The sequence below is a fragment of the Methylophaga thalassica genome, from assembly GCF_030159795.1.
Taxonomy (GTDB): Bacteria; Pseudomonadota; Gammaproteobacteria; order Nitrosococcales; family Methylophagaceae; genus Methylophaga; species Methylophaga thalassica.
Window position 1 is genome coordinate 219076 of sequence record NZ_BSND01000003.1, and the last position, 15956, is coordinate 235031.

The window sequence follows — 15956 nt, forward strand, 5'->3', positions numbered from 1 at the left end:
ACAAGTATGGGTGGCAATGTAATACATGTACAGAAAGTTGTTCAACTCTATGTCTTGGCGAAAAGGACTGATATATAAAAAGAAAACAGGGAGGGGTTCAATGATTATCTGTTACGAACGAGCCCGGTGAGTTGTTGCTCTGAATCAATAATATTGAAGTGTTGTAACCATTGCCGTGCATCATCAGCATCTTGTTCAAACCAGGCTTTGGCACTGCCTAGACGAAAGCTGTAACCCCAGCGATCCATATCTCTGAGCATACGAGCCCGGCCCATTTGCTGGATATGACCGGCTAACAGAATTTGCAGATAACAGACGCCGTTTTCTTCGTCGTAGTCACCTTCAGCATCAGTATGTAAGTTGGCTCGACGCTCTGGGTCCATACAGATATAGTGCCCCGCTTCATGCAAGACAGAATGAACCGGTGTATCTGAACGGACGATAAGTTTATTGCCAATTAAACCCGCTTCACGTTCACCAAAAAAGCTGCCAGGAATCGCTTCGTCGGCTGAGATTTTTTCTATTTTCAAGCCGTATTGGCTGAGTAAATTCTGTAGTTGCTGCAACATAAACTCGTTGCAGTTAATCACATCAGTCGGATCAGACACGTCGTGAGTCACCGATGATGTGATTGATAACAAGGCCTGCCAGCGTTAACCCAAAGATAGATGGCATATAACTCACCGTGCCATTCACTGCTCGCGCCCGACCACGACTAACCGGTTCCGGTGGTAGCGGAGGAAGAGGGGCTTCCAGTGAGTAAACCGTTTGAATACCTCTGCCAACACCACGTTTGCGTAGTTGTCCACGCAGGTGTTTGGCGAGTTTACAAATGGAGGTGTCCATTAAATCACCGGTTTTGACCTGGGTGGGATCGAGTTTTCCGCCGGCACCCATGCTGGCAAATACGGTCATTTCATTACGCCATGCAGTTTCCAGTAATGCGGCTTTACTGCTCAAGCTGTCGATGGCGTCAATGACGACGTCATAACCTTGAGATAAAACAGTCGGAATAGATTCGGGTGTTAAAAAGTCGGTGATTAAGGTGACCTGGCAGTCCGGGTTAATATCTTTAATACGATCCGCGATGACGTCTGCTTTTAATACATCCACTGTAGAACGCAGCGCAACAAGCTGGCGATTCATATTGGAACCTGACACCACATCATGATCAACGAGTGTCATTTTACCCACACCCATTCTGGCTAACGCTTCCGCTGTGTATGAACCGACACCACCAATACCGGCAAGAAAAATATGGCTGTTTTGCAGCTTTTCGATACCTTCATCACCAATCAAAATGTGAGTACGTTCGAACAGGGGATTGGAATGTGCCATGCGTGTTCCTTAAAACCAACGAATCAGGGCTGCCTATTTTCCGCAAAATCACGCGGCTTGGCAAAGTGACTTAGCGCTTGGGAGTAAAAGCCTTTATCTGTTCACGTAAGGAAGACAGCGTCTGTTGATCCTGCTGGCGGTAACGCCATGCTGTAAACAGTGAGGTAATTTTATCGATTTGATGGTGATATTCGGGTAAAGCCGCTTGCGCGCGCCGAGCGAAATCTTGTGGTCCCTCATGGTCTGCTTTTTCTATACCTAGTCTGGCAAGCTTTTTACAAAATCGCTGATACAAGGCTACCCCTGGATCGTGATGCGGTCGTTTAAACCAGACGCTGAGCATCATGACCAATCCGGTCAGAACAAATAAGAGCGTCAACACAACAGTCATTTTTTGCCAGTTGGGATTGGACATACCGAGTTTTGATAACAGCTCAAGCTGACGTTCTGGCCCGAATGACACGACCCACATATCCCAGGCGGTATTAAACGCATTCCAGTTATTTTTCAGACTATTCCAAGCGGCGACGAGTTGGTTATTGTCACCCAGCATAGCCGGGGATTGTCTGCCTGGAGGTAACAGCCGGCCAATGCCTTGTTCAATTCGTTGTTGAGATACTGCGGACGTAGGGTCAATGCGTAGCCAACCTTGCTGCGGCAACCAGACTTCTGTCCAGGCGTGAGCATCACGCTGTCTGACAGTCAGTACATCATCTACAGGGTTAACATCGCCGCCTAAATAGCCGGTGACAATCCGAGCTGGAATGCCTGCTGCCCGCATCAACACGGTAAAGCTGGCAGCGTAGTGTTCGCAGAAACCCTCTTTGGTGTTGAATAAAAACTGATCGACAGTGTCGCCATTTAATCTTGGCGGGCTTAATGAATAAACAAACCCATCGTTTTTAAAAAATGCTAAAGCAGTGTTGATGTACTGCTGAGGCGTGTCGGTCTGTTGTTGCCATTGTTTTGCCAGAGCGAGTGTTTGGGGATGTTTGCCTTCAGGTAATTGTAATGCTGCATGAAGGTTTGGTTCTGCCGCTACATTAAAGGTATAAAACGGGCTGGATGTCAGCGAATATTGCGTGCGTTGTTTTATCGGTTTATCACTGTTTAATTGCCCATCGCTGGTGAGGTGGCTTGCCAGGGTTTGTGGCTGTTCTGTTGGAAAGTCGAGGGCGAATAACCAGGTTTTATTGTGTGGTTCCAAGGTCATCTGATAGCGGTATGACGATCCTGAAATCTGAATATGGGGTTGTTGTGACTGTAATTGTTTTTCTGTCATTGGCGACCAGACGGTGCCATCTGTTGTCCACAAAACGGGACCACGCCAATACAGTTTTGCACTTGGCGGAAGCTCATTGTCAGTAAACTTCACCCGAAACGCGATGGCGTCAGACTGAATAAGCTGACTGATTTTACCCATTTGGATCTGATCATTAATGCCTGACATTCCCTGTGATGGCGGTAAATCACCTAAGGTCAGTTGCTCTGTCATTTGAGCAGACTGACTTGCATTAGCATCTTGTGGTAAACCCCAGATTGGGCCAGAGATTCGCGGGAATAACACAAACAAAAACAGCATCATTGGTGTGGCTTGTAACACCAGTTTGCTGGATAACCATAAGCGCTGCTTGATATTGAGTGCGCTTGCCTGACTGTTCACACTGAGTAAGCAATACCCCAGAGCGATGACAACAATCAGCATTAACATCACCATAAATACACTTTGGCTATAAAAAAAGTTGGTGATAACTAAAAAGAAACCCAGGAAACAGCTGAGGTAAAAGTCACGTAGAGAGCGTATTTCGACGACCTTAAACGCCAGCATCATGGTCAGCAAAGCAGCGCCTGCATCACGACCAATTGTGAGTCCAAATTGAGCGATAAGTATGGCAATGGTGAGTAAGGCGATACCGTTATGTAATACTTTTAACCAGCGACTGGCTGTCGGCAGTGGCCAACTTTTCCAGTGATGTAATAAGCGCCAGCTGATCATGATGACAAACATCATGCCTACCCACGCCGGTTGGTAGATGATGTGCGGAATCGCACCAATGGATAAGGCGATAATTAATGCGTTTATCGTAGATTGCGGTGGCGACAAATCAGCTTTTTTCATCAAACAATGCCAACTGTTTTAAACAATGCTGCTGATGTGATGGGCCATGTGAAGGCGATACTTTGGTTTGAGGTAAGATCAAACCATAACGATCGCCTTGTTGTTCTGCCTGACAAATCCACTGGCAGAGCTGAGATAATTTTTGTTCAGTGTCTTTCAGATCCGTCACATCCTCCCAGCGAAATAACAGCTCTCGCCCTTGTGGAGAGGAGAATTGTTTACTGCGCATCTGATCATCACGTGCCATCGCTTTCCAGGCGACTCGATGCAGGGCTTCACCTTCACGATAAGGTCTTAAACCAGCAAAATCATCTTCGCCATGCTGTTCTTTGTGATGTGACTCCTGGCCAGTCTGATTTGTTATCGGAAGTGGCTTTTGACCTTTAGGGCTAGGGTAAACCAGCACCTGAGCCGTGGTTTCATATAATGTCCAGCACTGAAACAGACCCAAAGGGTAAAAACTGACAAGACTGAGGGTATTTAATGACTGCCAACCCCGCTTTTGCGTTGGAATGCTCAGGGTTGATGACTGGTTATTATTACCATCAACGAGATCTAATAACTGCAGTGATTGATAGCGTTTGATAAATGGCCAACGTGACTTCTTGGCACTGCTTTTATGCCGCACCTCAAGCTGATAACTGGGATAAGGTTTGTGGTTGGTGGTAGTCAATCGAAACTGTGCTGGCTGGCCGCTAAAAACAGGATCGAGCCCTTGTACATTGACGTTCAGCCCTTTGATATTGCGGTGACTGTGGTGCATGGCAACCTGACCCAGACCGACCAGTAAAAAACACAGTAAATACCCCAAGCTGTTATTGTAGTTAATCGCTCCCAGCAACATGATTAGCAGTAATACGACATAGGCATAACCATACGCTGACGGCATGATAAAAATTCGTTGCCTTTGACGCTGCTGCCATTTCTGCCAGAGCTGAGTCATGCTGTTAACCATCGTTAAGGAATAGGGACGTGTTGAATTAAACGGTCTATCCAGTCTGGCTTTTGTGTTTCATCAATTAATTGCAAACGATGATTGACCACACTAGGTAAAACGGCTTGTACATCTTCGGGCAAAACATGATCGCGACCTGCAATAAACGCCCAGGCTTTTGCTGCACTGAGTAAACCTAAGCCGGCTCTGGGAGACAGTCCATGGTGATAATGACCGGACTCACGCGTGTGCTGCAGAATTTTTTGCAGATAATCAACCAGCGCATCAGACACAATAACCTGGCTTGCTTGCTGTTGCAGTGCCAGTAATGATTCCGCTGAAGTGACCGCCTGAAGCTGTTTTAACAGCTGACGACGATCTGAGCCCATCAGTAATTGTCGTTCCGCTTTAGCATCGGGATATCCCAGCTCAATCCTCATCAGGAAACGATCCAGCTGGGACTCAGGTAAGGGAAAGGTGCCAATCTGATGGCTGGGGTTTTGCGTGGCAATCACAAAAAATGGCTCAGGCAGATTTAAGGTTTCGTTATCTACAGTGACTTGCTGTTCTTCCATGGCTTCAAGCAGCGCACTTTGTGTGCGCGGTGAGGCGCGGTTCACTTCATCAGCCAGAATAAACTGAGTAAAAATCGGTCCGGGATGAAAATGAAATCTGGACGATTCACGATCATAGACACTGATACCAATAATATCAGCTGGCAACATATCGCTGGTAAATTGAATGCGCTGAAAAGTCAGCCCCATGGTGGCCGCAAGCGTGTGAGCGAGCGTGGTTTTGCCTACACCGGGCTGATCTTCAATCAGCAAATGGCCTCTGGCTAACAGACAGGCCAGTGCCAGTTTTATAGGTCGTTGTTTTCCAATAATAATGTCGTTAACAGTATCTAGAATCAGCGAAATATCTTTATTTGCCATGATGGTCCTGAGAATTATTTATGGTGTTTTTTAACCTCTGATAGTGCCAACTTATCCTACTACATGCTAGTTTTAGCATCGTTCACAAGAACGTCGTATACAACCAACTATTAAGAGAGAGGAGCTTTTTATGGCCGGTTCAAGTGAAGGCTATCACGAACCTATTGAAGAATTATCCAATGAAACTCGCGATATGCATCGTGCCATTGTTTCATTGATGGAAGAACTTGAAGCTGTTGACTGGTACAACCAACGGGTAGATGCCTGTCATGATCCTGAATTGAAAAAGATTCTGGAACATAATCGTGATGAAGAAAAAGAACATGCAGCGATGACTTTGGAATGGATTCGCCGTCGTGATCCTAAGTTTAATGATGAGTTGAAAGACTATTTATTCACGGAAGGTGAAATTGGTCATCACGATTAAGACAGATGAAACACTCTCTGGCAGTTGGCTGTGGTAGCCGCTGCCAGCGATTGTTCTGATACCCCACGAAGCTCCGCCAACATGCTTAAAATCATGGGAAGTCGTACTGGCGTATTTCTCTGGCCTTGATAACCTGCCAGAGGCATATCCGGCGCATCCGTTTCCAGCACGATATGTTTTTCTGGCAATTGAGTAAACAGCGTTTTCAATTTGTTGGCCCGAGGATAAGTAATTGCGCCACCAGCCCCAAATAAGAATCCCAGTTTTTGATAATGCTCTGCCTGCTGCAAGCTACCATTAAAAGCATGCACAATGCCGCCGGACACCTTAATTTCTCTCAGCAGTTTTAACACTTCATCATGCGCTTTACGAACATGCAGAATAACGGGTAAGTTGAACTCAGCGGCGAGCTTTAGCTGGGCTTTAAACAGCTCGGTCTGTGCTTCTTTGTCGGCATCAGCGATGAAAAAGTCGAGACCGATTTCACCAACCGCAATCGCTTTGTTTTGCATTAATGCTGTGCGTAACTGATCAATATGATCAGGTTTATGTTCTGCCATAAACATCGGATGCAAGCCCAAAGCCAACCTAAGCGCCGGATACTGGGCACACGTTTTAATAAGTTTTGGCCACTGGGATACAGTAACGCCAGGTACGATGATCTGTTTGATGCCGGAAGAAGCACATTCAGAAAGAATTTTTTCTCTGTCTTCATCAAAAGCATCAAAATCAAGGTGGCAATGACTGTCTATCAGGTTCATCATAAAGCTATATTAGCAAATGTTAATGGATGACATGATGAACAATGATATAAAACAAGCCAGCCTGCCTCACGAACGAATGATGATCAATCTTGCCTTGTTTCATTTATTACTTCCTGTGGCTGCATTCAGCTCCGGGCATATTGCCTGGATTTTGAGTGTTGCACTGATTGGCGCTTTAGTCAGCATAGGCTGGATTGCCTGGAAAGCCAAGTTTGCTCAATATGATACGGTGTTGATTCAGCAGCATTGGCAGTTGGCTTGGCGACATGCTCAGTGGTTGCTCATCAGCTACGGTGTGTCTGCTCTGATTATGCTGGTGGCTTGGCTGCTTTCGTCTGTTCAGCCGGATCACAATATGGCGACCATTATGCTTGTGGTGTTTAGCCGAATTGCTGCTGTGCCTATTTTATTGATGGTTTTAGTTTTATTTATGTTGGAAATGACCGCTTTATCTGATGCACGCAAAGGTGCGGAATAATCAATAGGGGAGTCTTTATGTCTGAAACTGATAACACTGCACATCTCGCCAGTCAGCCGCATGAGCGGATGATGTTTAATATCGCTATCTTTCACTTTTTATTACCTGCCGTTCTTTTTGCCACTGAAAATCTGTGGCTGATCTTTGCTGTGCCGATCGCTTGTTCATTGATGATGATTTTATCGATCTGGATTCAAGCGCATAGACCAGCCAATAAAACAGCGCTGGTGTTGGCTCACTGGCAGTGTGCATGGCGACGTAGTCGTTTTCTTATCGTGTCCTATGTCGTCTCACTCGTCTTATTTATTATCGCCTGGGCGGTGTTACAAGGACAGGAAGATCCGAATATGCGAATGATTCAGCTTGCTGTTATTGGCTGGTTTTGTCTGATCCCGATTTCACTCACCGTGGTGGGGTTGATTATTTTAGAAACCAGCGCATTAGCGCAAGCCAGAAAAGGCATCATGCCGCAAAAAATGCGGCTGTGATTATTTTTTCAGCGTGGTGACCGTCGCCTGACCTTCACCACGAGGATCGCTGGCCGCACTCAGTGTGCCGTTATGTTTGTCTTGGATAATAATGTGCATATCACCGTACTGGCGTGACAGCGGGTTGATGTGATGACCACGTTGTTTCAGTGCATTCAGTTCCTGCTCACTGAATCCGACACTTTCTACCTGCACTTCATCTGGCAGATATTGGTGATGGTAACGCGGTGCGGCAACGATAGCTTGTGCAGTTTTGCCTTCGACAAAATCAAGCACGCTGAGTAACACCATACTGATAATGCGACTGCCACCAGGTGTGCCAGTAATTAATAACTCATCGTCATTTTCGACAAAGGTCGGTGTCATACTCGACAATGGTCGCTTATAGGGTGCGATGGCATTGGCTTCATTGCCTACCAGGCCATAGACATTAGCAGCACCGGAGGAGGCAGAGAAATCATCCATTTCATCATTCAATAAGACCCCGGTACCTTGTGCAACAAAGCCTGAACCAAAGGGGTAATTCACACTTAAAGTCGCGGCCACCCGGTTGCCCTGACTGTCCAGTATGGAAAAGTGAGTGGTGTCTTCACCTTCGATGGCTTTGTCTGCGACATCTGAACTAGGCGTAGCATGGACAGGATCAATCGTGTCACTGAGTTGTTTGCCATAGTCGACCGAGGTTAAGTAGTCAGGAATAGCTACAAAATCAGCATCACCCAGAAAACGACTACGATCTCGATAAGCCCGACGCATAGCTTCGATCACCAGATGACGTTTTTGTGTGATATCAGTATCAGCCAAATCAAAAGCAGAGAGCTGATTTAATGCATTGACCATCACAATACCGCCGGAAGAGGGAAGTGTTGCAGAGGTGATGGTATAACCTTGATAGTGACCTTTTATAGGCTGTCTGAGCTTGACTTCATAACGCTGTAAATCATCTAAAGTCCAGATGCCACCATGTTGCTGAACAGCTTGCACTAAACGCTCGGCTATCTCGCCCTGGTAAAAACCTGCTTTGCCTTGTTCGGCAATGCTATTAAGGGTATTCGCTAAATCAGGCTGTTTAATGATAGTGCCCGCACTGGGGACTTGCCCATCCTTAAGAAACTGCTGACGGCTGGCAGCATATTGCTTTAATACCGGCAACCGAAAGCGCGCCATATCTGTGTAGTGCTGACCCGCTGCGAAGCCTTCCAAGGCATAACGAATAGCCGGTGCCAGGCTTTGTTTAAGGGGCAGTTTGCCATAGTGTTTGCTTAGATAAACGATACCGGCAGGCACACCGGGAATGCCGGCAGCAAGTGGGCCATTGAGTGAACGTGATTGTTCAAACTCGCCTTGTTTATTGAGATACATATCTGCACTGGCTTTACCCGGTGCCATTTCACGTCCATCTAGCATGATATCTTTATTGGTTTCTGCCTGATGCAGCAACCAGAAACCGCCACCACCCAGACCTGAACCTGCTGGTTCGACTACGGCTAAGGCGGCAGTAACGGCTACAGCGGCATCAAAAGCGTTGCCGCCTTGTTGTAGAATTTCAATACCTGCTTGTGTGGCTAATGGGTGAGCAGTGGCGACAGCAACATCATGTTCGCTAGCCCAGACTGGATTAAACCCTAAACAAAAGCTCAGACAGAGAAGGCGGAGTAGATACATATCAAGCCTTTTTATTGGCTGCCTGACGATCTAATTCGCGACGACGTTTTTTCTCTGCACGATGTTTTTCAACTGCTTCCTGAGTTTCTACACCGATATGAGCTTCACCACGTTGTCTGGCTAGTTGAATTTGCTTTTCGCGCTCAGCATAACGGGCTTTTTGTTCCGGTGTGGTTTTGTCGTAACAATGCGGACAGCTCACGCCTTTTTGATAAAGCGGGCTTTGTTTTTCTTCTTCAGTGATGGGCAGGCGGCAGGCGTGACATTGGTCATAATCGCCCTTTTCCAAGTTGTGATTCACCGTGACGCGATCATCAAACACAAAACATTCACCTTCCCACATGGATTCTTCTGCGGGGACTTCTTCCAGGTATTTCAGAATGCCGCCTTCCAGATGGTATACCTCTTCAAACCCTTGTTCTTTGAGGAATGCGGTAGATTTTTCACAGCGAATACCGCCGGTGCAGAACATGGCGACACGCTTGTGTTTTTCAGGATCCAGATGCGATTTCACATAATCAGGAAACTCTCTAAAGCTCTCTGTTTGTGGGTTAACTGCGTTTTTGAAAGTACCCACCTGAACTTCATAATCATTACGGGTATCGATTAATAACACATCTGAGGCAGAGATCAGTTCGTTCCACTGTTTGGGTTTTACATACGTGCCGACGACTTGTTTTGGATCAATACCTTCTACACCCATGGTGACGATTTCTTTTTTGAGTTTGACCCGGGTACGCATGAAGGGCGCGGTATCCGTGAAGGATTCTTTGTAACTTATCGGGTCCAGTCGCGGATCCTGTTGCAGATAAGCCAGCAAGGCATCGATGGCTTCTCTTGAGCCTGCAACGGTGCCGTTAATACCTTCTTGTGCCAGCAATAATGTGCCACGAACCTCGTGTTCGAGCATGAAATCAAGTAACGGCGCTTTTAACTCGGTGTAATTGTCTAGCGTGACAAACTTATATAACGCACAAACGACAATATGGGACATGGTGTTTCCTGAAACTGAAATAAATCTCGTTATTTTACGTTTATTTAACGTTGCTGTCCTGCTATGAATCATTCCTAAAAAGCCGGGCGAATTTACTGTGTCGGTTTGTCAGTATTAGGGGTAGTATTTTTGTCACACTCAAAAAGCAAATCAGGCAATGAAAAGGGTGTTTGGAGTGAACACAATGACGGACAGGGAACAGCTAAAACAATATAACCTGCAATGGCAGGAGGATGATCAGCGCTGGCAGCAGGAAATTGAACACTGGCAGCACTCAACACAACGTATGGTGGCGCTCATTTACCTTCTGGAAAAATCCTTACCAGAGCATTCATCGAGTATTGAGAAACATAAAAAACGCATTGATGAACATAATGCGGAACTTGTCCATTATGAGTGTGGCCTTGATGAACATTGTTTAACGACTTGCCCGAGTCATATCAATCTGGAAAAACATCAGAAAATGCATCAAAAAATGCAGTTAAGGCACGAGGAAATGAAAAAAGAGCATGAGCGCTTTTCCCGAAATTATCAGAAACAAATGCAGCGTGTCAGAGAGCTGGCAGAGCGATTGCTGAAAGAGTTAGATTAACCTTGCCAGTGCCGCGGACGACCAGTATCCAGATGGATAAAATTCGATTTTGGATAATAACCAACACCGCCTACATTCAACTCCAGTGCTGCCTGACGAAGTTGAGCCAGATCCACATCAGCTAAGCGCACATCAATCGCTTTACCGACCATATGCAGACTCTTTTTGGCCACACCATCACTGGTTTTTCTAAGCATCGAGTTTGTCTGACTGGAGCGGTAACCAGAGATGATTTGAAAAGGACTATTGCTAGCCACTTTGGTATGTAACACATTAAGTAAATCAATCAGATGTCGATCAATAGGCATTTGTTCGTCGGTTCGATGATCACGCAGAATATAATTAAGCTGCTTTAATGCATCAGTCTGATAAAAACCATTTTCCCAGTAAGTCAGCTCAAGTTTTTCACCGGTATGCAGATTATCAAAAGCAATATGTCTGGGCGGCTGTTTTAGCTTTTCCGCCAGTGATAAAGGCGCTTGTAAAAGCAATGTTGAGGTTAGCCCCCATTGTAGAAACTGTCGTCTTGATGTCTGCATCAGCGTTGTCCTCTGAGATCTTGGCAGAGAGTAGCAGATCCTGAATTAGCGTTGTCGACGTTTAATTAATAGCCACAGAAAAAAAGGGCCACCGAGCAGGGTAGTAATAACGCCGACAGGGATTTCTGCGGGAGCAATAAGCAGTCTGGCAATACCATCGCACAAAATTAAAAAGCCACCGCCAAACATAAGGGTTGCTGGTGTCAACCAGCGATGATCGGTACCGATTAACAATCGACAAATATGAGGTACCATCATGCCTATAAAACCAATTGGGCCACACAAGGCGACAATGCCACCTACGCATAAAGAGGTGGAGAAAAATAACAGGTAACGTACCTGCTTCACTGAAACACCACGACTTAAAGCGATATCGTCACCGGCCATTAACAAATTTAATTCACGGCTCAGCCATAAAATGATAGCCGTACTGATCGTCACTATCGGAATAAGCTGTAACAGCGAGTGATAACTGGCTGAACTCAATCCTCCCATCAGCCACCGCATGATCATAAAAGAATCGGTCATATCACTGAGGTATTGAATAAACAAAATCAGACTGGAGAAAAAGAAACTGGTCGCTACACCGGTGAGTAGTAAGGTTTCACTGGAAAAACCACGTTGTAATTGGCTGATAAAAAAGACAAAGGTAATGGCGACCAGCGCGCCAATAAAAGCACCTATGGTAATAACGTCAAATCCAAGTAATGTGACATTTAATCCCAAAAATACTGTACAAGCTGCGCCAAAAGAAGCGCCACTGGCGACGCCGAGTGTAAAAGGCGTGGCTAAAGGATTATGAAACATGGCCTGAAACACCATGCCACAGAGGGATAAGCCTGCACCGGCAACAAAGGCAAACAACACCCGTGGCAGGCGAATATCCAGCAGAATTTGTTGTTGAACAATCTCATTTTTAATATCACCGAGGCCTATCCAGGGTGCAGCAAAAGCAACGACAAAACTGCTCAGGGTAATAAATATCAGTTTATGCAATGACGTCATGATGTTTCAGCCAGTGCAAATAAGCGCTGATTAGTCGGATGTACAACAAAGGTAAAATCTTGCTGGTAGAGTTGCTTCAGTCGCTGTTTATCGAGTAATTCCGGGCCGCTGCCTTGCCACAAGACTTTCCCTTCGCGTAACGCTAATACCTGTTTATCAGGATGTGCGGCATGATTAATATCATGACTCACTTCAATAACGGTCATCTGATGTGTTTTGTTGAGCTGATTAATCAGCTGATGGATTTCTACCTGATGGTGAGGATCAAGATAGCTGGTGGGTTCATCCAACAATATGAGCGGTGTTTGTTGGCTTAAGGCGGCCGCAATCATCACGCGCTGACATTCACCGCCGCTAAGGGTTTTCATCAGGCGTGTGCGAAATGACTGGGTGTCAGTAATCACCAAGGCTTCTTCAATAGCCAGTTGATCTTGCTTGGACCATTCTGATAATGGGGAGTGATAGCTATAACGTGACATCTTCACAAACTCTTCAACGGTGAAAGGTAATTCCCGACCACTGTTTTGCGGCACATAACTCATCAATTGTGCCCGCTCACGTTGTTTGTATTGCTTGATATGACGTTGATTCAGGGTAATTTGACCGGAGTGAGGAGCTTGAATACCCATTAGGGTTTTCAGTAAGGTACTTTTGCCTGAGCCATTGGGACCGACAATGACCCAGTAATCGCCATCAGAGATATCAAGTTGAATATTCTCCAGCAATATTTTGTCCTGGATGTGTACTGAGAGGTTTTTGACCTTAATCATTGAGCTGATGATCCTGCCAGTCCAGTTCTGGATGTAATAACTGCGCCATCTCAGGTAATAATTTAAAAATCCGGGGGCCGGGAATGCTCGCATAATCATGTTCAATGATATAAATCCGCTGCTGTTTTACTGCATTGACATTGCGCAGGGATTGCCATTGCTTGATGACCTGTTTCATATCGGATTGATGATCTTTTTGTTCCGGAAAAACGTCAATAATGGCATCCGGATTCATCCGAATAATCCCTTCTGCTGATACGGAAGGGACTTTAACTGTGGTATCGGTGTATACGTTAACACCGCCGGCAAGTTTAAGTAATTCATTATAAAAGTCATGTTGTCCGGCAATATAAACTGTATCAAGTTGATCGCTATTTACATAGTGAGCGATACCCACCAAGGTTCTGACCGGGACAAGGCCACGGACTTTGTTGTGTACGTAGTCAATCTGAGCCTGAATGCTGGTAAGTAATTTATCTGCTTCGTTTTGCCTGTCAGTCAGATCCGCTATTTTTTGAATGGTTTCTTTAATATCAGCAATCGTCGAGTTATCAAGTACTAAGGTTTTTATTCCTAATTGTTCCAACTGTTGTTGTCGCTGCTGCTGACCGTTTAACATAATGACCAAGTCGGGTTGCAGACGGGTAATGGCTTCAAGGCTGGTATTGGTGTAACTTCCGACGCTTGGTAAAGCTTGAGCTTGTGCTGGATAATCGCAATAATCGGTGACCGCGACAACATGATCTCCCAGGCCTAATGCAAACACGGTTTCTGTCAGGCTAGGGGATAAGGTAATGATCCGCTGATAGTTTTTTACTGTAGATAAAGGCTTCTGTGCATTATCTGCCAGTAGCCAGACGATGCAAAAAATCATTATAAACATGACTAAAGGCCAGAAACGGCGCATAAATTATCCTAAGCACAAATCGGTCATTATAAGGCCTGAATTACAATAGAGAGTATGCAATGACAGAGTATGACGAACTGCTATCCAAGTCGGATTTGCTTTTTGATATGGACCAAATAAGCGCGGCACTGGAGAGTCTGGCAAAGCAGTTACAGCAGGATTACGCCGATAAGCTACCGGTCATGCTGTGTGTGATGAATGGTTCGGTTATCACTGCGGGTCATTTATTACCTCGCCTGAACTTCAAGTTGGAACAGGATTATATCCATGCTACGCGTTATGGTGATAAAACCGTGGGTGGTGATATTCGTTGGCAAGTGAAACCCGTCACCCAACTACAAGGACGGCATGTGGTACTGATTGAAGATATTTTTGATGAAGGTGTGACCTTGGCTGCACTAAGAGAATATTGTGTCGGTGAAGGGGCTGCTTCAGTGAAATGTGTGTGTTTATTTGATAAAGACCACAACAATAAAGTTGGCATTCGTCCTGAATATATTGGTTTAACGGTACCCAACCGCTATGTATTTGGATTTGGTATGGATATGGCTGGTTTCTGGCGTAATCTGCCCGCTGTATATGCTCTGAAGGAGTCGTAAATGCGTTTATTAGGCATCATTGGCGGAAGTGGTCTGACGCAGTACCCAGGTTTGGAAATAACGGAACAAAAACACGTCGAAACACCTTATGGTGATCCCTCAGCAGCGATAAAAATAGGCACGTTGAACGGTAAACAAGTGGCTTTTTTACCACGTCATGGCGATCGGCATAATATTCCGCCGCATCGCATTAATTACCGGGCGAACATTCATGCATTGAAAACCATCGGTGTCACCGATATTTTGGCTGTTGCCGCGGTGGGCGGTATTACAGATAAGTTTGCACCGGGTGTATTGGCGGTGCCGGATCAAATTATTGATTACACCCATGGTCGGGAACAAAGCTTTTTTAGTGAACAATTCCGCGCTGATAATCATATTGATTTTACCTGGCCTTATGATCAAGAACTGCGTGAAATATTATTAAAAGCTGCGGCTGATGCCGGCCTGACAGCTTTAGACGGTGCAACATATGCCGTGGTTCAGGGCCCGAGACTAGAAACCGCAGCGGAAATTCGTCGTTTAGCGAGAGATGGTTGTGATTTGGTCGGGATGACAGGCATGCCGGAAGCGTGTCTGGCCAGAGAAGCTGAACTTTCTTATGCAACACTGGCTGTCGTGGCTAATTGGGCAGCGGGCATTACAAATAATGTGCTGACAATGGATGAAATTCAACAAACCCTTGCCGGTGGCATTGATGATGTGAAAACCATCATCGCCAATGTAATTAAACAGCTATCAGGCTAGTTTTCAGGTAAAGAATAGGTTTCCGGGGTTTTTGATACGGCTGAAGCCGGTGTCGCTACCGGGACAATCTCCAGAATGGCTGCCAGACGAGGGTGATCGAAGTAAATTAAGTTTTTACTACGAATACGACGAATTTGGCTCAGATGAGGGTTATTGGGGTAGGTTTGTGATTCAGTCGCTGTGCCTGCGCTGCTGACGGGTAGATTACCGTTTTCTTTAAACCAGACATCAATATCAGCATGCAGATAATTAACCCGGTACAGTTTGATTTGGCCTTCCACCAGGCCATTACTTGAATTAATTTGAATACTTCTTGCACTGCCTTTACTCATAATCGGTTGTTGCCAGGCTTGGTGGTAGAGCACGCGATAATTGGACGCATTATTGAGTCGTGATACAACACCAGATAATAAACCGGTACCAGCCGGTTTGATGAGATTGTTGTTAGCACTCGGACTTAAGCTGCCATTGTTAATGGAGCGCATTTCAGGCCAGTGTTCAGCATTTGCACCACTATATCTTTCGAAAACCACTAATTCTGCTTTATACCACTGTTGAGCTGCTGCAGAGGTGCTTACCATTGAAAGCAGGAATAAGATAAACAGTGAAAAAAACTGTGCTTGTGTTTTCATAAAGACTCTATTCGGGAAGTATT

General features: G+C 45.6%; 19 protein-coding genes. 6 read left to right on the forward strand and 13 right to left on the reverse strand.

The genetic code is table 11. From position 1 onward, the window contains the following. Positions 1-104: 104 nt before the first annotated feature. From QQL60_RS01140 to QQL60_RS01160, 5 genes are all read right to left on the reverse strand, one after another. Entirely contained in the window at positions 105-608 is a 504-nt protein-coding gene (locus tag QQL60_RS01140; RefSeq protein WP_284722156.1) for a hypothetical protein, read from the reverse strand. Then, on the reverse strand, positions 601-1338 hold the full coding sequence (locus QQL60_RS01145) for a tRNA threonylcarbamoyladenosine dehydratase (RefSeq protein WP_284451802.1): 738 nt from the start codon (positions 1336-1338) through the stop codon (positions 601-603). The genes QQL60_RS01140 and QQL60_RS01145 overlap by 8 nt, the downstream gene beginning before the upstream one ends. 70 nt (positions 1339-1408) lie before the next feature. Then, a complete protein-coding gene (locus tag QQL60_RS01150) occupies positions 1409-3457 on the reverse strand; it encodes a transglutaminase TgpA family protein (protein WP_284722157.1) in 2049 nt (682 codons plus the stop codon). Further along, complete coding sequence (locus tag QQL60_RS01155; protein WP_284722158.1) at positions 3444-4400, reverse strand: DUF58 domain-containing protein; 957 nt, start codon at positions 4398-4400, stop codon at positions 3444-3446. The genes QQL60_RS01150 and QQL60_RS01155 overlap by 14 nt, the downstream gene beginning before the upstream one ends. A gap of 14 nt (positions 4401-4414) precedes the next feature. Then, positions 4415-5326, reverse strand: coding sequence for an AAA family ATPase (locus QQL60_RS01160; protein WP_284722159.1), 912 nt, complete (start codon positions 5324-5326; stop codon positions 4415-4417). A gap of 130 nt (positions 5327-5456) precedes the next feature. On the opposite strand from QQL60_RS01160, the gene QQL60_RS01165 reads away from it, so the two are divergent. Then, positions 5457-5753: an encapsulin-associated ferritin-like protein gene (locus QQL60_RS01165; protein ID WP_284451798.1), complete on the forward strand. Its 297-nt coding sequence runs from the start codon at positions 5457-5459 to the stop codon at positions 5751-5753. On the opposite strand, the gene QQL60_RS01170 is transcribed toward QQL60_RS01165, so the two are convergent. Beyond that, the gene (locus tag QQL60_RS01170) at positions 5750-6517 is read right to left on the reverse strand and encodes a TatD family hydrolase (protein WP_284722160.1); all 768 of its coding nucleotides are present in this window, start codon (positions 6515-6517) and stop codon (positions 5750-5752) included. The two genes, QQL60_RS01165 and QQL60_RS01170, sit on opposite strands and share 4 nt — an antisense overlap. Positions 6518-6548: 31 nt before the next feature. Between QQL60_RS01170 and QQL60_RS01175 the strand changes: the two genes are divergently transcribed. Next, positions 6549-6995 (forward strand): hypothetical protein, encoded by a 447-nt coding sequence (locus QQL60_RS01175; RefSeq protein ID WP_284722161.1) that lies wholly within the window; start codon positions 6549-6551, stop codon positions 6993-6995. Positions 6996-7012: 17 nt separating this feature from the next. Then, positions 7013-7483 (forward strand): hypothetical protein, encoded by a 471-nt coding sequence (locus QQL60_RS01180; protein WP_284722162.1) that lies wholly within the window; start codon positions 7013-7015, stop codon positions 7481-7483. On the opposite strand, the gene ggt is transcribed toward QQL60_RS01180, so the two are convergent. Next, positions 7484-9148, reverse strand: a complete 1665-nt coding sequence (gene ggt, locus QQL60_RS01185) for a gamma-glutamyltransferase (RefSeq protein WP_284722163.1) — start codon at positions 9146-9148, stop codon at positions 7484-7486. A gap of 1 nt (position 9149) precedes the next feature. After that, entirely contained in the window at positions 9150-10142 is a 993-nt protein-coding gene (gene trhO, locus QQL60_RS01190) for an oxygen-dependent tRNA uridine(34) hydroxylase TrhO (RefSeq protein ID WP_273182387.1), read from the reverse strand. Between the two features lie 184 nt (positions 10143-10326). Here trhO and QQL60_RS01195 point away from each other — a divergent pair, with 184 nt between their 5' ends. Next, entirely contained in the window at positions 10327-10734 is a 408-nt protein-coding gene (locus QQL60_RS01195) for a hypothetical protein (RefSeq protein ID WP_284451793.1), read from the forward strand. Here QQL60_RS01195 and mepK read toward each other — a convergent pair. Genes mepK through QQL60_RS01215 form a run of 4 tightly spaced genes read right to left on the reverse strand, consistent with a single transcriptional unit; the run spans position 10731 to position 13955 of the window. Continuing rightward, on the reverse strand, positions 10731-11273 hold the full coding sequence (gene mepK, locus QQL60_RS01200; RefSeq protein ID WP_284722164.1) for a peptidoglycan L,D-endopeptidase MepK: 543 nt from the start codon (positions 11271-11273) through the stop codon (positions 10731-10733). The two genes, QQL60_RS01195 and mepK, sit on opposite strands and share 4 nt — an antisense overlap. 45 nt (positions 11274-11318) lie before the next feature. Beyond that, entirely contained in the window at positions 11319-12278 is a 960-nt protein-coding gene (locus QQL60_RS01205) for a FecCD family ABC transporter permease (protein ID WP_007145828.1), read from the reverse strand. Beyond that, the gene (locus QQL60_RS01210) at positions 12275-13048 is read right to left on the reverse strand and encodes an ABC transporter ATP-binding protein (protein ID WP_284722165.1); all 774 of its coding nucleotides are present in this window, start codon (positions 13046-13048) and stop codon (positions 12275-12277) included. Before QQL60_RS01210 ends, QQL60_RS01205 begins: the two co-directional genes overlap by 4 nt. Continuing rightward, positions 13041-13955, reverse strand: a complete 915-nt coding sequence (locus QQL60_RS01215; protein ID WP_284722166.1) for an ABC transporter substrate-binding protein — start codon at positions 13953-13955, stop codon at positions 13041-13043. Before QQL60_RS01215 ends, QQL60_RS01210 begins: the two co-directional genes overlap by 8 nt. Positions 13956-14014: 59 nt before the next feature. On the opposite strand from QQL60_RS01215, the gene QQL60_RS01220 reads away from it, so the two are divergent. After that, the gene (locus tag QQL60_RS01220) at positions 14015-14554 is read left to right on the forward strand and encodes a hypoxanthine-guanine phosphoribosyltransferase (RefSeq protein WP_284722167.1); all 540 of its coding nucleotides are present in this window, start codon (positions 14015-14017) and stop codon (positions 14552-14554) included. Then, complete coding sequence (locus tag QQL60_RS01225; protein WP_284722168.1) at positions 14555-15301, forward strand: S-methyl-5'-thioinosine phosphorylase; 747 nt, start codon at positions 14555-14557, stop codon at positions 15299-15301. On the opposite strand, the gene QQL60_RS01230 is transcribed toward QQL60_RS01225, so the two are convergent. After that, positions 15298-15933, reverse strand: a complete 636-nt coding sequence (locus QQL60_RS01230; RefSeq protein ID WP_284722169.1) for a CsiV family protein — start codon at positions 15931-15933, stop codon at positions 15298-15300. The genes QQL60_RS01225 and QQL60_RS01230 overlap by 4 nt on opposite strands. Between the last annotated feature and the right edge of the window lie 23 nt (positions 15934-15956).

What these genes read in the sequence shown, in the direction of transcription:
- QQL60_RS01145 (WP_284451802.1), bottom strand. Translation starts at nt 1,338, where the DNA reads ATGGCACATTCCAATCCCCTGTTCGAACGTACTCACATTTTGATTGGT.
- QQL60_RS01150 (WP_284722157.1), bottom strand. Translation starts at nt 3,457, where the DNA reads ATGAAAAAAGCTGATTTGTCGCCACCGCAATCTACGATAAACGCATTA.
- QQL60_RS01155 (WP_284722158.1), bottom strand. Translation starts at nt 4,400, where the DNA reads ATGACTCAGCTCTGGCAGAAATGGCAGCAGCGTCAAAGGCAACGAATT.
- QQL60_RS01160 (WP_284722159.1), bottom strand. Translation starts at nt 5,326, where the DNA reads ATGGCAAATAAAGATATTTCGCTGATTCTAGATACTGTTAACGACATT.
- QQL60_RS01165 (WP_284451798.1), top strand. Translation starts at nt 5,457, where the DNA reads ATGGCCGGTTCAAGTGAAGGCTATCACGAACCTATTGAAGAATTATCC.
- QQL60_RS01170 (WP_284722160.1), bottom strand. Translation starts at nt 6,517, where the DNA reads ATGATGAACCTGATAGACAGTCATTGCCACCTTGATTTTGATGCTTTT.
- QQL60_RS01175 (WP_284722161.1), top strand. Translation starts at nt 6,549, where the DNA reads ATGATGAACAATGATATAAAACAAGCCAGCCTGCCTCACGAACGAATG.
- QQL60_RS01180 (WP_284722162.1), top strand. Translation starts at nt 7,013, where the DNA reads ATGTCTGAAACTGATAACACTGCACATCTCGCCAGTCAGCCGCATGAG.
- ggt (WP_284722163.1), bottom strand. Translation starts at nt 9,148, where the DNA reads ATGTATCTACTCCGCCTTCTCTGTCTGAGCTTTTGTTTAGGGTTTAAT.
- trhO (WP_273182387.1), bottom strand. Translation starts at nt 10,142, where the DNA reads ATGTCCCATATTGTCGTTTGTGCGTTATATAAGTTTGTCACGCTAGAC.
- QQL60_RS01195 (WP_284451793.1), top strand. Translation starts at nt 10,327, where the DNA reads ATGACGGACAGGGAACAGCTAAAACAATATAACCTGCAATGGCAGGAG.
- mepK (WP_284722164.1), bottom strand. Translation starts at nt 11,273, where the DNA reads ATGCAGACATCAAGACGACAGTTTCTACAATGGGGGCTAACCTCAACA.
- QQL60_RS01205 (WP_007145828.1), bottom strand. Translation starts at nt 12,278, where the DNA reads ATGACGTCATTGCATAAACTGATATTTATTACCCTGAGCAGTTTTGTC.
- QQL60_RS01210 (WP_284722165.1), bottom strand. Translation starts at nt 13,048, where the DNA reads ATGATTAAGGTCAAAAACCTCTCAGTACACATCCAGGACAAAATATTG.
- QQL60_RS01215 (WP_284722166.1), bottom strand. Translation starts at nt 13,955, where the DNA reads ATGCGCCGTTTCTGGCCTTTAGTCATGTTTATAATGATTTTTTGCATC.
- QQL60_RS01220 (WP_284722167.1), top strand. Translation starts at nt 14,015, where the DNA reads ATGACAGAGTATGACGAACTGCTATCCAAGTCGGATTTGCTTTTTGAT.
- QQL60_RS01225 (WP_284722168.1), top strand. Translation starts at nt 14,555, where the DNA reads ATGCGTTTATTAGGCATCATTGGCGGAAGTGGTCTGACGCAGTACCCA.
- QQL60_RS01230 (WP_284722169.1), bottom strand. Translation starts at nt 15,933, where the DNA reads ATGAAAACACAAGCACAGTTTTTTTCACTGTTTATCTTATTCCTGCTT.